Raw genomic sequence first — 15,848 nt, 5'->3', positions numbered from 1 at the left:
CCTCTCAAGAAATCAGTTTTTCCAGATCATCGAGGGATAGACGTTTGAGGGCCTCCAGTGATTTAGCCAATTCATCCTGAACGGGCGACATTTCGACGCGCAGCGCTTCGATCCGCGCGCAGAACTCCTTGAGCGTGTCGGTTTCGAACAGCGCCTTGAGCGGCACCTTGTCGCCGAGGCGCTCCTGCACCCGGGTCACCACCAGCGTCGCCAGCAGCGAATGCCCGCCAAGCTGGAAGAAGTTGTCCGCCAGCCCTACCCGCTCGACCTCCAGCACCTCCTGCCAGATCGTTGCGACCTCCCACTGCAGGTCGCTTTGCGGCGCCTGGTATTGCTCCTGCATCGGGCTCTCGGCCAACGCCATCAGCGTCTTGCGATCGAGCTTGCCGTTGGGCGTCAGCGGGATCGCGTCGATCAGGTGCAAATGCCCCGGGACCATGTGCGCCGGCAAGCGGCTGACCAGCGCACTGCGCACCCGCTCGGTCAGGGTCGACCGCTCGCTGTCCGGCGCGGCGACGAGATAGGCATGCAGGTGTTTGCCAGCGGCATCGTCCTGCGCCAGCACCACCGCTTCGCCGATATCGTCGAGCTCCAGCAGGCGCGCTTCGATCTCGCTGAGTTCGATACGGAAACCGCGAATCTTCACCTGATGGTCGGCGCGACCGATGTACTCGATATTGCCGTCGTCGCCCTCGCGCACCAGATCGCCGGTGCGGTACAGACGCTCGCCATTGCTCGCGTAAGGATTCGGCACAAAGCGTTCGGCGGTCAGCGCGGCGCGGCGCAGATAGCCGCGGGTTACTCCGGCGCCCGCGAGGTACAGGTCGGCCGGCACGCCTGCGGGCAGCACCTGTAACTGACTGTCGAGCAGGTAGGCGACGGTGTTGTCCAGCGGCCGGCCAATGTTCGCCCGCCCCTGCGGCGTGCGCAGGGTGAAGGTCGAATAGGTGGTGTCCTCCGACGGCCCGTAGAGGTCGTAGACCTGCTGCACCCGGGTGCTGGCATAGAGGCTGTCGACCAGACTCTGCTTGAGCGGTTCGCCGGCCAGATTGATGGTGCCGACCGAAGCCGGAATCTGCCCGGCCCGTTGCAACGCGGCAATCGCCGACGGCACGCTGTTGATCAGGGTGACCTGCTCGCGCGCCGGCAAATCGGCCAGCGCCAGGGCGTTGTCGGCCAGCACCAGACAGCCACCGCAGGCCAGCGTGACGAAGATTTCCCACACCGACAGATCGAAGCAGATTGAGGTAGAGGCCAGCACGCCGCGCAATTGCTCTTCGCGATAGCCCCCCGCCGACCATTGAATCAGTGCCGACAGATTGCCGTGACTGATCGCCACGCCTTTCGGTTTGCCGGTGGAGCCGGAGGTGTAGATCACGTACGCCAGATTGTCTGCAGCGAGGTTAACCAGCGGCGCAGTGACCGGGCATTCGCTGGCGACGCTCGCGTCCACCAGCAGCACCTTCGCACTCAAGGTGTCGGGCAGCATCGCCAACGCCGCCGGTTCGGTGAGCAGCACGGCGGCGCGACTGTCGTCCAGCATGTGCAGCAAGCGCTCCTGCGGATAATCCGGGTCCAGCGGCACGTAGGCGCCACCGGCCTTGAGGATCGCCAACAGTGCGACCAGCATGTCCGGCGTGCGGCGCATGCACACGCCGACGCGCACCTCCGGCCCGACGCCCATGCCTTGCAGCTTGTGCGCCAGACGATTGGCCCGGGTATCGAGGCTTTGGTAATCGATGGACTGCTCAGCGAACCGCACCGCGCTCGCTTGTGGCTGTCGCTGCACCTGCGCGGCGATGTGCGCCAGCACCGTGCGTTGATCCGGCGCGGTCACCGGCGCCTTGCCCCACGCGATCGCTTGTTGCCGTTGTGGCTCGGCGAGCAGTTGCAGCGCACCCAGCGGCTGGGTGGCGTCGGCGAGGAACTGCTCGAGCAGACCTTGCAACTGCGCACTCAACACACTGATCGCTGGAGCGTCGAAACTGGCCTGATCGTAACTCACGCCCAGACTCAGCTCGCGGCCGGTAACCGCGACCAGCGTCAGCGGATAGTTGGTCTGCTCCTGCCGGCGGATTGCCGAGAACTTCAGGCCCGTCTCAGGGCCCTGCGCCAGCGCTTCAGCCATCGGATAGTTTTCGAACACCAGAATACTGTCGAACAACGCCCCGGCACCCGTGCCGGCCCAGCGCTGAATGTCATACAGCGGCGTGTGTTCGTGCTCGCGCAACGCCAGGTTGAGGTCTTGTACCTGTTGCAGCCATTGGCTGACGCCGATCTCCGGCGATGGCGCCGCCACCACCGGCAAGGTATTGATGAACAGGCCGATTTGCTGCTCGACGCCCGGCAAATCCGTCGGCCGCCCAGCCACGGTTGCACCAAACGCCACGTGATCCTGCCCGGTATAGCGCTGCAACAGCAGCAGCCACGCCGCTTGCACCAGCGTGTTGAGCGTGACTTTCTGTTCGCGGGCGAAGCGGTTCAGTTCGGCCGTCAGCTGTTCGCTGAACACATGCTCATGATCGGCATAACCGCTTGCGTCGCGCTGCCGGACCGGCATGGCGCTGGCCAGTCGCGTCGGCTCTGCGAGTTCCGCCAGCGCCGCGCTCCAGAATTGCCGACTGGCCTGCTGATCGCGCTGGCCAAGCCATTCGATGTAATCGCGATAGCGCCCCTGCCCTGCGCTCGGCGTGATGCCGGCGTAGCGTTGCAGCACTTCGCCGAACAACTGCGAAGTGCTCCAGCCGTCCATGAGGATGTGATGACAGGTGTAGATCAGGTGATGAGTGTTCTCATCGGTGCGCACCAGCGTCACGCGCAACAGCGGTGCTTCGAGCAGATCGAAACCGTTGTGCAGATCTTCAGTGGCCAGATGATCAAGCGCTGAATCGAGGCCATCGCGACCGCGCCAGTCCTGCACCTGCCACGGCATCTGCACACGGCTGCGCACCACCTGCACCGGCGCGGCGGCATCCTGCGGCCAGACGAACGCGGTACGCAGGATATCGTGGGCTTCGAGGGTCTGCTGCCAGGCCTGGCGGAAGCGCTCGGCGTCGAGTTGTTCCACGTCGACCCGCAGTTGATTGGTATAGGCCGGGCTGTCCGGCTCGTTGCGGCTGTGGAACAGAATGCCTTGCTGCATCGGCGACAGCGGGTACAGATCAACGATGTCACGCGGCGCGATCGGCAGCGCCGACAGCTGCGCCTGCGTGAGGTTGGCGAGGTTGAAGTCCGAGGGTGTCACGCCACCGGCACCGCTCTCGCAGCAATGTTCGATCAGGCGCTCCAGCTCGACGCGATAGGCCTCGGCCAACGCCTCGATGGTCGCGGTGCGGTACATGCCGGTGCCGAAGGTCCAGGTCAATTCCAGCTCACCGCCGAAGACCTGACCGTCGACACTCAGCCAATTGCCCAGCGGCGCCTGCTCATCCTGATTGGCTCCGGTGCTGTCAGCGCTTGGCACGAACAACGCGCCTTGCTCAACGCTGAACGCGCCGTCGAACTGGCCGAGATAATTGAAGGTCACCCGGGGTTGCGCCAGCGCCTGCAACTCGGCAGAACGCGTGAGGTAACGCAGCACGCCATACCCGATGCCCTTGCCCGGCACCGCACGCAGTTGCTCCTTGATCGCGCACAGCGACGCAGCCGGGTTCGTCTGCGGGGTCAGGCGCACCGGGAACAGGCTGCTGAACCAGCCGACTGTGCGGCTCAGGTCGATGTCGTCGAACAGGTCTTCACGACCATGACCTTCGAGCTGGATCAACACCGAAGGCTGCTCGCTCCAGTCACACAGCACCCGCGCCAATGCAGTCAGCAACAGATCATTGATCTGCGTGCGATACGCCGCCGGGGCGACTTTCAGCAGCTTGTCGGTCAGTGTCTGGCTCAGGCGCGTACTGGCGCGGGCGGCCTCGGCGCGGGTCTGGCTGTCCTCGGCAAAATCCCGTGGCAGGGCCGCGTTGTCGGCCTCAAGGGTCTGGCGCCAATAAGCGCTTTCGGCCGCCAACGTTTCGCTCTGTGCATAACGATGCAACTGCCCGGCCCAGTCGTGCAGCGAACTGCTTTTGCCCGGCAACGCGAGCGCCGTTCCCGCCGCCAGGGCGTGATAGGCCTGCTGCAAGTCCTCCAGCAGAATGCGCCACGACACGCCATCGACCACCAGGTGATGGATCACCAGCAGCAGACGTTGCTCGGCATTCGGCAGATTGACCAGCACCGCGCGCAACAAATGCCCGCGTTGCAGATCCAGGCTGCGCTGCGCCGCGTCGACCAGCGCTGGCAAGGCGTGGAGACTGTCCAGCTCGCGGACCCAGAGCAATTCGGTATCACCCTGCGACTGCGGCAATGCCTGCCAGCGATCGCCCGACTGCACAAAGCTCAAGGCCAGTGCTTCGTGCTGTTCGACCAACGTCGCCAGCGCCTTGCGCAGGTGCACGGCGTCCAGCGCCAGGGTCGGTTGCAACATCACTGACTGATTCCAATGCTGGCGCTGGGCAATCGGCGTCTCGAAGAAACGCTCTTGAATCGGCAGCAACGGCAATGGCCCGCGTGCCACAGGTGCGGCAGCGGCAGCCGGTTTGGCCTCGATCAGTTTGGCCACGGCGGCCAGTTGGCCGATGGTCTGTTTTTCGAACAACTGCTTGGGGCTGAGCTTGATTCCCTGGCGCTTGGCCCGGGCGATGATCTGCAGACTGAGAATCGAGTCGCCACCCAGTTCGAAGAAGTTATCGCTGCTGCCGACCCGCTCGAGCTTGAGCACCTCGGCCCAGATTGCAGCCAGTTTCTCTTCGATCTCACCGACCGGCGCGACAAACTGCTGGCTGACCACGCCGGGCACGGGCAAGGCGCGTTTGTCGAGTTTGCCGTTGGCAGTCAGCGGCAGCTTTTCCAGCAACAGCAACTGCGCCGGCACCATGTAGTCCGGCAGCCGCGCCTGCAATTGCTCGCGCAGCGCCTGCGCCTGCACCTTCGCACCCGCTAGCGGCACGCACCAGGCCAGCAGTTGCAGGCGCGCCGGATCGTCATCCAGTGGCAACGCGAGCACCGCGGCTTCGCTGACGCCGTCGAGGCTGAGCAACAGCCGCGCGACTTCCGCCGGCTCGACGCGGTAGCCGCGCACTTTCACTTGATCGTCAGCACGACCGATGAATTCCAGCGCCTGCTCGCGGTTGCGCCGGACCCGGTCGCCGCTGCGGTACACCCGCGCGCCGGCTGCGCCGAACGGGTCGGGCAGGAAACGTTCGGCGGTCAGCCCCGGCTGATTCAGGTAACCCAGGGCAACGCTGTCGCCGCCGATGTACAGCTCACCGGCAACCTGATCGGCCACCGGGTTGAGCACATCGTCGAGCACATAGACATGGGCACCGGCCAACGCCGTGCCGACCGGAACGCTGCGCGTTTGCGCGGCAAGTGCTTCGACCTCATGGGTCAGCACGCCTACGGTGGTTTCGCTCGGGCCATAGTGATTGATCAGGCGACAGCCCGGTTTCAGTTGCTGCACGCGCTCGACCAGCGCCGGCGAACAGGCTTCGCCGCCGACGATCAATGCGTGTTCCGGCAGCACGTCGGCTGGCTGGGCCGCCTGCAACAGCGCGGCGAGATGGCCGGGAACGATTTTCAGCACGTCGACGCGATGGCGGGCCATGTAGTCGGCAAAGCGGTCCGGGTCGAAACCGAGCTCTTCCGGCAGCACATGCAGCAGGCGACCCGAGCACAACGCGCCGAACAGCACGGTGAAGCCAAGGTCGGCGGCGATGGTCGAAACCAGCGCCATGCTCGCCTCGGGCGCAGGCGCCAGACGCTCGAGGACGCCGCGCACATAACTGCCCAGCGCGCCGTGGCTGACCAGCACGCCCTTGGGTTGCCCGGTGGAACCGGAGGTGTGAATCACATAGGCCGGCGATTGTGCATGTAGCGTCAGCTCAGGCGCGGACGCTGGCAGCGACTGCCATTGCTCCGGGGCAAATTCAAGACCCTGACAGCTCTCGACCGCCAGTTCGCTGACCCGCGCATCGCCTTCGGCACCGATCAAAGCCCGTGCCTGCGCAGCCCCGAGCATCTGTTGCAGGCGTGCGCTCGGTGCCTTGACGTCGAGGGGCATGTACACCGCGCCAGCCTTGAGAATCGCCAACACGCAAGTCAGCCAGTCCAGCGAACGCTCCAGCAGCACCGCCACCGGTTCGCCCACGGTGACGCCCTGCGCACGCAAATAATGGGCGAGACGATTGGCTTGCTCATCCAGTGCCTGGAACGTCATGGTCTGCTGAAGATCGCGGGCGGCCAGCGCCTGCGGCTGGCGGGCCACTTCACGGGTCCAGTGCTGCAACACCGTCAACGCCGGCTCGCGTTGAATGGCAAGCGCCGCAGGCCGTTGCGTGGCGACCGTGTGCAGCGGCGCCTGCGGCGCATTGAGCAATTGGCTGAACAGGTCGAGCAACATCGGCACGAAAGCGGCGACCGTCTCCGCCCGATAGAGATCGCTGGCGTAGGTCATCTGACCGTGGATCAGCGCGCCGTCGTCGGTGATGTCCAGGGCCAGATCGAAATGCGTGCCGTCCTTGGCCAGCGGGTATTCACTGACGGTCAGACCGGGCAAGGCCATCGAGCGTTGTTTCTGCATGCCGACGTTCTGGTTGAACTTGGCCTGGAACAACGGGTTGTGACCGAGGGTGCGTTCGGCGACCAATTCGTCGACCAGTTGCTCGAACGGCAATTCCTGATGCGCCTGCGCGCCGAACGCCGCTTCCCGCACCTGCGCCAGCAGATCCGCGAAACTGCCGCGCTCATCGACCTGGCAACGCAGCACTTGGGTGTTGACGAAGAAACCGATCAACCCTTCGACTTCGGCGCGGCCACGGTTGGCATTCGGCACGCCAACACGTATGTCGCGCTCGCCGGCCAGACGCGAGAGGAACAGCGAGAACCCGGCCAGCACCAGCATGAACAGGCTGATGCCCTGGCTGCGGGCAAAAGCATTGAGCTGGCGCGACAGGTCGGCACCGAAATCGAAGCTCAGGGTCTGCCCCGCAAAACTCTGGGTCAGCGGTCGGGCAAAGTCCGGCGCCACTTCCAGCAGCGGATGCTCGTCGCCCAGTTGCTGACGCCAGTAGTCGAGCTGGCGCTCGCCCTCGCCTGCTTCCAGCCAGCGTCGCTGCCAGATCGCATAGTCGGCGTACTGCAATGGCAACGCCGGCAACTGCGGCTCGCGCTGCAGACTGAAAGCCTGATAGCACTGGAAGAATTCCTTGACCATGACGTCCATCGACCAGCCGTCGGAGACGATGTGATGCATGCTCACCACCAGCACGAACTCTTCGTCGGCCAAGGCAAACAGACTGGCGCGCAACAACGGGCCATGGCGCAGATCGAACGGTTGCGCGGTGACGTCCTGCACGTGTTGCGCGAGTACTTGCTCGCGCTCTTGCGCCGCGATGCCCGTCAGGTCGAAGCGTTCCAGGGCAATACTTTGCTGCTCGAGAATCACCTGATAGGGCTGATCGCCGTCAGTGTGGAACACCGTGCGCAACACTTCATGGCGCGCCAGCAGATGATCAAACGAACGGCTCAATGCCGACTCGTCCAGCAGCCCCTTCAGACGCAAGCCGGCGGCCATGTTGTACGCGGCACTGTGCGGTTCCAGTTGCCAGAGAAACAGCAGGCGCTGCTGGGCGAACGACAGGGGAATCGACGCGCAGTCGTGGCGGCTGACCGGCAGCGGCAGCAGGCTGAAATCCTTGCCCTCCTCACGCAGCCTGGCGAGAAACAGCCGACGCTGTTCCAGCGGCAGGCCGACGAATCTTTGCGCAATACGTTCCGCCATCGTGCCGCTCATACTTCTTCTCCTTGCAAAGCATTCATGAACTGATCCATGTCGGACCAGTCGTCGTCGCCGCTCGCCTCGGCCAGTTGCCCGAGCACCTCGGCGAGATCCGCCAGCAGCGGTTTTTCGAACAGGCTGCGCAGCGGCAGCACCACACCCATCTGCTCCTTGATTCGCGCGATCACCTGCGCGGCCAACAACGAATGGCCGCCCAGTTCAAAAAAGTGATCGTCCAGCCCCACACGCGGCACCTGCAGCACCTCGGCCCATACCTGCGCCAGGCACTGCTCGGCCGCCGATTGCGGGGCACGGTAATCGCCCTGCAACTGCGCCGGATCCGGCGCTGGCAAGGCCTTGCGGTCGAGCTTGCCACTCGGCGTCAGCGGCAGGTTCGCCAGCAACAGCAGATGCCCCGGCACCATGTAATCCGGCAGACTGGCTTGCAGCGCGGCGCGGGTCTGCTGACGGAACAGCGCTTGCGTCGCCGCACTGGCGAGCGCTGCCGGTTCGGTCACCACGTAGGCGACCAGTTGCGTACCGCCCGCGAACGGCACCGCCAGCACCACCGCTTCGCGAACCCCGGGACATTGCTGCAGGCGCGATTCGATCTCGCCCAGTTCGATGCGGAAACCGCGAATCTTCACCTGATGATCGACCCGGCCGACGTACTCCAGCGCGCCATCGCCGCGCAGCCGCGCACGATCGCCGGTGCGGTACAGGCGCTGACCGTCGGCGAACGGGTCGGCAATGAAACGCTCGGCGCTGAGGCTCGGCTGACGGTGATAACCCCGTGCCAGTCCCGGCCCACCGATGTACAACTCGCCCACCGCGCCTTGCGGCAGCAGGTTCAGGTCATCGTCGAGCACGTACAGGCGCCGCGCCGCCAGCCCCTTGCCGATCGGCATGCCGCGCCACGACACGTCCTGCGCGGTCAGCCCGGTGCAGTCATGAATCGTCGAGACCACCGTGGCCTCGGTCGGACCGTAGGTGTTGAGCAGGCGCACATGGCCGAGCCCGGCCTGCTGCCACAAGCGCAAGCCGTCCACCGCCATGGCTTCGCCGCCAACGTGAACCTGGCGCAGCGCGGCGAAACTTGCCGGCGGTTTCGCCGCGTATTCCTGCACCAGCCAATACCAGTAGGCCGCCGGCAAGTCGGCAAGAGTGACGCCCTGATCGATGATGACCTGATGCAGCGTCGCGCTGTCCCACAACGGCGCGTCGCGCATGACCACGCTGGCGCCATGGCACAACGGCGGGAAAAACTGCTCGACGAAACCGTCGAAACTGCTGGTGGCGAATTGCAGAACCCGGTCGCCTTCGTGCAGATCGCTGTAATCGATGGCGCGGGCGATGAACTCGCTCAGTGCGCCATGACTGACCGCCACGCCTTTCGGCCGCCCGGTGGATCCAGAGGTGTAGATCACGTAAGCGAGGTTGTCGGCTTCGACCGTGACCGGCAGATTGTCGGCCTGCTCACTGTCGGGCAATTGCTCCAGACACAGGCACTCGACACCATCGAGGGGCGGCAGGCTGGCGAGGCTTTGCCGGTCGCTGAGCAACAGTTTCAGACCGCTGTCATCGAGCACATGGCGCAAGCGTTCGGCCGGGGTCTGCGGGTCCAGCGGCACGTAGGCACCACCGGCCTTGAGCACCGCCAGCAGCGCCACCGCCAGTTCCAGCGAGCGCCCCAGCGCGACGCCGACCAGCACGTCCGGACCGACACCCCATGCGCGCAACTGATGGGCCAGACGATTGCTGCGAGTGTTGAGTTCGTCGTAGCTGAATGCCGGCGCAGGCGCAGAGGCCAACCGCACCGCCGGCGCTTGCCCAGTGCGCGCGACCTGCGCTTCGAACAGGCTTTGCACGCTGGTGAAACGAGGCGCAGGCGCAGTGGACTGAATCAGAGCTTGCCGTTCGCTAGCGGCGAGCATCGCCACGTCGCCGATCAACTGTTGCGGGTCGCGGCACACGGACTGGAGAATGTTGCGCCAATGCCCGGCCAGCGCGGCGATGGTCGCGGCGTCGAAAATATCCGTGGCGTAAGTGAAGGCGGCAAACAGTTGCTCGCCCTCCTCACGGGTGTCGAGCATCAGGTCACTGGTGGCCGCGTGTTGCCGAGCGCTGCCGGCCAGTTGTTCTTCGCTCAGATAGCCCACGCGCAAGCCTGAAGCGAGTTGCGCCTGATGCAAATCGGTGACCAGCGGCTGATGGTTGAACATCACCTGAAACAGCGGATTGTGGCTCTGGCTGCGCGCCGGTTGCAGGGCTTCGATCAGGGCGTCGAACGGCAGATCCTGATGGGCCTGAGCACCTAGTGCCGCCTGGCGCAGGCTCTGCAGCAGCTCAGTGAAGGGCGTCTGCGCAGTGACCGCGCTGCGCAGGATTTGCGTGTTGACGAAGAAACCGATCAGGCCTTCGGTTTCACTGCGGGTGCGGTTGGCGATCAGTCCGCCGACACGAATATCGGTCTGGCCGCTGTAGCGATGCAGCAGGGTTTTGAACGCCGCCAAAAGCACCACGAACAACGTCACGCCCTGACGCTGGGCAAGGCTTTTCAGCTCTTCACGCAGGGCTGCATCGATCACCGTTTCCAGGCGCGCGCCCTGATGGCTGGATTGCGCCGGATAGGCGCGGTCGGTGGGCAATTCCAGCACCGGATGCTCGTCGCCCAGTTGCGTGCGCCAGTAGTCCAGTTGCCGCTCACGCTCGCCAGCCTCCAGCCAGCTGCGCTGCCACAGCGCGTAGTCGCGATAGTGCACGGTCAGCGGCGCCAGCGTCGGTTCGCGCCCGGCCACCAGCGCATCGTAGGTGCGCATGAACTCATCGATCAGAATGTTCATCGACCAGCCGTCGGCGATGATGTGATGCAGGGTCAGCAGCAGCACATGTTCCCGCTCGGCCAGGCGCAACAGACGCAGACTCAGCAGCGGGCCGTTCTGCAGGTCGAAGGCCTGGGTCGCCTCGGCCATCATGTGCTGCTGCGCGAGCGGCCAGCGCTGTGCTTCGGGCAACCCGCCCAGGTCAGTAACGGGCAACTTCAGTGGCTGCGGCTCGGCCACACGCTGGAAGGCATGCTCGCCGTCCTGGCCGAAGGTGGTGCGCAAACATTCGTGGCGTGCCGCCAGACGGCTGAAGGCCTGCTCCAGTGCCTCGACTTGCAGATCGCCATCCAGACGCACCGCCATCGGCAGGTTGTAGGCTGCGCTGGTCGGCTCCAGTTGCCAGAGAAACCACATGCGCTGCTGCGCGTAAGACAGGCCGTCGCGCTCAGCGATGCCGTCGCAGGCAGTCATGGGAAGCTGCGCAAAATCGATGCCTTCGCGGGCCATGCCGGCGAGGAACAAACGACGTTTGTCCTGGGGCAATTCGATAAAGCGGCGGGCTAGTTTCTGTGCGTCTGCGGCATTCATGCGTGGAGTCCTTGCTGATCGGCGGCGTGACCTGGAGACCCGGTCGTATCAACAAGAACGAATGGCCCGCGCAACGATTTAGCGCGCCAGCGGCAATCGCAGCCCGACGGTACGAACGCCAGACAGACAAATGCCGAAGCCCGGTACAGGCCCGGCTTCGGCATTCAAATTGAAGCGTTGCGATCCGCTCAGCGCGCGTCCTGCGAATGCCCCTCGGCCATTGCCACAATCACTTTGCGCGGCCCTTCGAACGGTGAGCGAGCATGCGCTGACAACATGTTATCGAGCATCAGCACATCGCCCTCCTGCCACGGAAAACTGATCGCACAGTCATCGAGCACCGCGCGAATCTGCGCCAGCACTTCGTCTTCGATCGGCGAACCATCGCCGTAGTAGACATTACGTGGCAGGTCTTCTTCGTCGACGATGTCGAGCAGGCTTTCGCGCACTTCCGCTTGCAGGTTGGAGATGTGAAACAGGTGCGCCTGATTGAACCAGACGTGATCGCCCGTTACCGGGTGCACCGCCACCGCCTGACAGGTCTGCCGCGTGCGCAGCTCGCCGTCGTCCTTCCATTCACAGACAATGCCGTGGGCCTTGCAGTACGCCTCGACGACCTCGCGGTCTTCGGTGTTGAACACGTCTTCCCAGGCGACATCGAGGCCGTTGCCGAAGTTGCGCACATACATCAGACCTTTACTGACGAAACGCTCACGGATCGCCACCGGAATGCGCCGGTAGACTTCGCGGCTGTCGGCAATCGGCGTCTCACCGCCGGACTTCGCCGCGATCATGCTGTAGAACCAGATTTTCATCGGCCAGTCGCGGGAATACGCCTGTTCGTTGTGCAACGGAATGCTCTGGTGCGCCGGGTATTCCGTGGAGGTGTACACCCCTTGGGTGACGTTGGTACGCGGGGTCGAGCCGAACTCGTAGTTCAGCAGCGGATGACCGAAGCTTGCGGCGAACTGGCGGAACTGCTCGGAGCCATCGAGGCGGAAACCGCGAAACAGCACACCACCGTCGCGCAGCAGATGCTCGTCGACCAGCTCCTTCAATTCATCGAATACCGCCAACAGATCAGTGTCGGCATCGCTCGCCTCGATCAATAGCGGCAAGCGTCCGCGCTGCGGCAGCAATGGCCGAACGGAAAATCCCAAAGCAACAGCCATGACTGGCCTCCTGACTATGCGTGATGGATGAGTCGCTTCTCAGAACGCCGGTTGCGCGGCCTGCGCAAGGCGCCGGTGATGCACTTCCAGATGGCTCTTGATCGTGCGAATGACCCGCGCTTCATGTTCATGAATGAAGAAATGCCCACCGGTCATCATGTCCACCGAGAAACTGCCCAGGGTCTCTTTGCTCCAGCCGATCAGTTGTTCAGTGGTGGCGCGGTCTTCCTTGCCGCCGAGCACGTGCACCGGGCAATTGAGCAAGGGCCGCTCGGCAGGCGTGAAGCGCCCGCACATCATGAAATCGGCGCGCAGCACCGGCAGGGTCAGGCTCATCAATTCCTGATTGGCGAGAATTTCTTCGCTGGTACCTTGAAAGGTGCGCAGCTGTTCGATGAGCTCCTCATCGCTGCGCGGCTCGGCAAAGCCGCGGTCGTAGTCGCTACGCATGGTCGGCGCAGCGGTGCCGGAGGCGAACAGCGCCAGCGGCTCCGGCGCGCCGAGCTCGCGAAAGGCATGGGCCAGTTCGCAAGCGAGCAACGCGCCGAGGCTATGCCCGAACAACGCATACGGGCCTTGCAGACCCGGTTTGTGTTCGCGCGCCAGTTGCCGCGCCAACGCGCGCATGTCGGTTTGCAGAGGTTCGTCGAACCGCGCGCCACGCCCCGGCAGTTCCACCGGTTGCAATTGCAGCCACGTCGGCAGTTGACGCCGCCAGCGGCTGTAAACCATGGCGCTGGCACCCGAATAGGGCAGGCACAGCAATGTCAGCTTGGTCACCGCGCTTTCCTTGAAAAATGTGTCTGCAAGAAAGACGGATCAATGACCGGACAAATTAGTCACCGAGCGCTAAATTCCCCCGCCGGCCGCTCGTTGCCTGTTCAGGAAAAAAACAACAATCGCGAGGGAATCACCGTGGACCTGCAGAGCATTCTGGGCAAGTTGTTCGCCAACGCCGGCGCGGTCGGCATCGAGGGCGTTTTCCAGTTCATCTTCAGTGCGCAACAGGCGTACTGGTACGACATCAAGACCAGCCAGCGCACGGAGCTCGGGCGCCACCCAAGCCCGGACGTGACCATCGAAGTGGCAGAAAAGGACTTTTTGGGGATCATGGCCGGAGTGGTCAATGTCGAGGAACTGTTCGCCAGCGGTCGGCTGAAGATCGGCGGCAACATGGGCCTGGCGACAATGCTGCCGCAGATCATCGACCACGCCCGCCAGGGAGGCGGCACGGTGGAAAAGGTCGACATGAACAAGCGCTACCCGACCCCGCCGCGCTTCAGTGAAAAGCTCACTGCCGCACTGCCTCGGCAGACCAGCGTCGAACGTCGCACGCGCGCCGAATTGAGCCGACATGAATTCGAAACCCGTTATCTGCCCAATGGCATTCCGTTGGTGATCAGCAACGCCCTGCACGACTGGCCGTTGTTCAGCCTGAGCCGCGAAGAGTCGCTGGTGCATTTCGCCGAATTGCAAGGCATCACCCGCCATGGCGATTACGTGAAGAAGACCTTTTCCACCGAGCGGGATTTCCGCTCGACCTCGATGGCAGAGTTCATCGCCTCGCTGGACAGCCCGGCGGTCAAGGTCGCGGACGGCGAGCCGCCGGCGTACATGGGCAACAACATTCTGCCCGCGCAATTGCTGCAACAGATCCAGTACCCGCCCTACTTCGACACCTCGCTGTTCATCCCGCCGCGCATCTGGATCGGCCCCAAGGGCACGCTGACGCCGCTGCATCGCGATGACACCGACAACCTGTTCGCCCAGGTCTGGGGGCAGAAGAAATTCACCCTCGCCGCACCGCATCATCGCGAGGCGCTGGGCACCTGGTCGACCGCGCCCAAGGGTGGTCTGGATGGCTGCGATTTCAACCCGGATGCGCCGGACTACGAGCGTTTCCCGGCAGCGCGGGAGGTGACATTTTTGCGCGTGACGCTGGAGGCTGGGGATCTGCTGTTTTTGCCAGAGGGGTGGTTTCATCAGGTGGAGTCGGTGTCGACCTCGTTGTCAGTCAACTTCTGGGTCAACTCAGGACGAGGCTGGTAACCCGATTTCCTGTAGGAGCGTAGGAGCTGACGAGTGCAACGAGGCTGCGATCTTCTGATCTTGATCTTGATCTTCAAAATCCAAAGTCAAAGTCAAAAGATCGCAGCCTCGTTGCACTCGTCAGCTCCTACGCTCCTACCCGGAGGTGGCGGTAGCTCTGGAACGCGGAAACCAGCACCACCGCCCCCGCCGCGATCGCCAGCCAAAACCCGCTGCGCGCGCCTAACGCATCCACCAGCGCGCCGGAACCGGCGGCGCCGATCGCTACGCCGATGCTCAGCCCGGTCACCAGCCAGGTCAGGCCCTCGGTGAGTTTGGCCGGCGGCACTATGCGTTCGATCAGCGCCATCGCCACGATCAGCGTCGGCGAAAAGAACAGGCCGGCGATGAACACCGCCACCGACAAACCGAGAATATTGCTCGCCAAGAGCAGCGGCAGCGTGGTCACCGCCGTCGCCAGCCCGCCGTAGAGAAACAGGCGCGGCAGCGGCAATTTCGAGCGCATCGCACCAAAGGCGATGCCGGCCAGGCATGAGCCGATCGCGTATACCGACAAGACAATACTCGCCGCTGCCGGCTGGCCCTGATGCTGGGCGAAGGCGACGCTGACCACGTCGATGACTCCGACGATCACGCCCATCGCCAGCATCAAGGCCAGCAGCCATTGCACATCGGTCGAGCGGATGATCGAGCCCTGATGCTGCGACTCCTGCGCATGCACCGGCGGCTCGGTGCTGCGCTGGGCGACAAACGCCGTCACGCCGACGGCCAGCGCCAACAACGCCGCCAAGGGCCCGGCCTCGGGAAACACTGCAACGGACAGGCCCACCGATAGCGGCGGCCCGACGATAAAACACACTTCGTCGAGCACCGACTCCAGCGCATAGGCCGTCTGCAACTGCGGCTGGCCCCGGTAGATTTCGGTCCAGCGCGCCCGCACCATCGCCGACATGCTCGGCATGCAACCGGCCAGCGCGGCGAACACGAACAACGTCCAGTTCGGCGCCTGCAGACGCGTGCACAGCAGCAACATCAACAACCCGCCGCCACCGGTCAGCGCTGCGATTGGCAGAACCCGCCCTTGACCGTAGCGGTCCACCAGCCGTGACACCTGCGGCGCGCAAAACGCCGTGGCCAGGGCGAACGTCGCCGCCACCGCACCCGCCAGCGCATAGCCGCCGTTCAACTGCGCGAGCATGGTGATCAGGCCGATGCCGGTCATCGAAATCGGCATGCGCGCCAGCATCCCGGCCATTACAAAAGCCCGGGCACCGGGGGCGGTGAACAATTCGCGGTAGGGGTTTGCCATCGATTGCAGCCTCATCAGGGGCGGCCAAGTTGCCATAGGCTTGAATGCCGTGGAAGCGCGCAATTGTTGGTGGAGTGTGAAAGCCAGCT

At 64.1% G+C, this 15,848-nt stretch carries 6 protein-coding genes; 1 reads left to right on the top strand and 5 read right to left on the bottom strand.

Annotated elements, in window-relative coordinates:
- Positions 1-4 precede the first annotated feature (4 nt).
- From LIS66_RS09260 to LIS66_RS09245, 4 genes are all read right to left on the bottom strand, one after another.
- On the bottom strand, positions 5-7,831 hold the full coding sequence (locus LIS66_RS09260) for a non-ribosomal peptide synthetase (protein ID WP_227974056.1): 7,827 nt from the start codon (positions 7,829-7,831) through the stop codon (positions 5-7).
- Positions 7,828-11,229, bottom strand: a complete 3,402-nt coding sequence (locus LIS66_RS09255; RefSeq protein ID WP_227974055.1) for a non-ribosomal peptide synthetase — start codon at positions 11,227-11,229, stop codon at positions 7,828-7,830. Before LIS66_RS09255 ends, LIS66_RS09260 begins: the two co-directional genes overlap by 4 nt.
- A 188-nt stretch (positions 11,230-11,417) precedes the next feature.
- On the bottom strand, positions 11,418-12,401 hold the full coding sequence (locus LIS66_RS09250) for a TauD/TfdA family dioxygenase (RefSeq protein ID WP_227974054.1): 984 nt from the start codon (positions 12,399-12,401) through the stop codon (positions 11,418-11,420).
- A 39-nt stretch (positions 12,402-12,440) separates the two neighbouring features.
- Positions 12,441-13,181 carry a thioesterase II family protein gene (locus tag LIS66_RS09245; protein ID WP_042608396.1) on the bottom strand — a complete coding sequence of 247 codons (741 nt, stop codon included), beginning with the start codon at positions 13,179-13,181 and terminating at the stop codon, positions 12,441-12,443.
- Between the two features lie 135 nt (positions 13,182-13,316).
- Here LIS66_RS09245 and LIS66_RS09240 point away from each other — a divergent pair, with 135 nt between their 5' ends.
- Positions 13,317-14,450 carry a cupin-like domain-containing protein gene (locus LIS66_RS09240; RefSeq protein WP_042608397.1) on the top strand — a complete coding sequence of 378 codons (1,134 nt, stop codon included), beginning with the start codon at positions 13,317-13,319 and terminating at the stop codon, positions 14,448-14,450.
- 127 nt (positions 14,451-14,577) lie between these two features.
- Here LIS66_RS09240 and LIS66_RS09235 read toward each other — a convergent pair whose 3' ends face one another.
- Complete coding sequence (locus LIS66_RS09235) at positions 14,578-15,759, bottom strand: MFS transporter (protein ID WP_227974053.1); 1,182 nt, start codon at positions 15,757-15,759, stop codon at positions 14,578-14,580.
- Positions 15,760-15,848 lie beyond the last annotated feature (89 nt).

This window comes from Pseudomonas sp. HN2 (genome assembly GCF_020736465.1).
In the GTDB taxonomy this organism is placed as follows: domain Bacteria; phylum Pseudomonadota; class Gammaproteobacteria; order Pseudomonadales; family Pseudomonadaceae; genus Aquipseudomonas; species Aquipseudomonas moraviensis_A.
The sequence above is the reverse complement of the archived record's forward strand: the minus strand, read 5'-3'. Positions and strand labels throughout refer to the sequence as shown.

What these genes read in the sequence shown, in the direction of transcription:
- LIS66_RS09260 (WP_227974056.1), bottom strand. Translation starts at nt 7,831, where the DNA reads ATGAGCGGCACGATGGCGGAACGTATTGCGCAAAGATTCGTCGGCCTG.
- LIS66_RS09255 (WP_227974055.1), bottom strand. Translation starts at nt 11,229, where the DNA reads ATGAATGCCGCAGACGCACAGAAACTAGCCCGCCGCTTTATCGAATTG.
- LIS66_RS09250 (WP_227974054.1), bottom strand. Translation starts at nt 12,401, where the DNA reads ATGGCTGTTGCTTTGGGATTTTCCGTTCGGCCATTGCTGCCGCAGCGC.
- LIS66_RS09235 (WP_227974053.1), bottom strand. Translation starts at nt 15,759, where the DNA reads ATGGCAAACCCCTACCGCGAATTGTTCACCGCCCCCGGTGCCCGGGCT.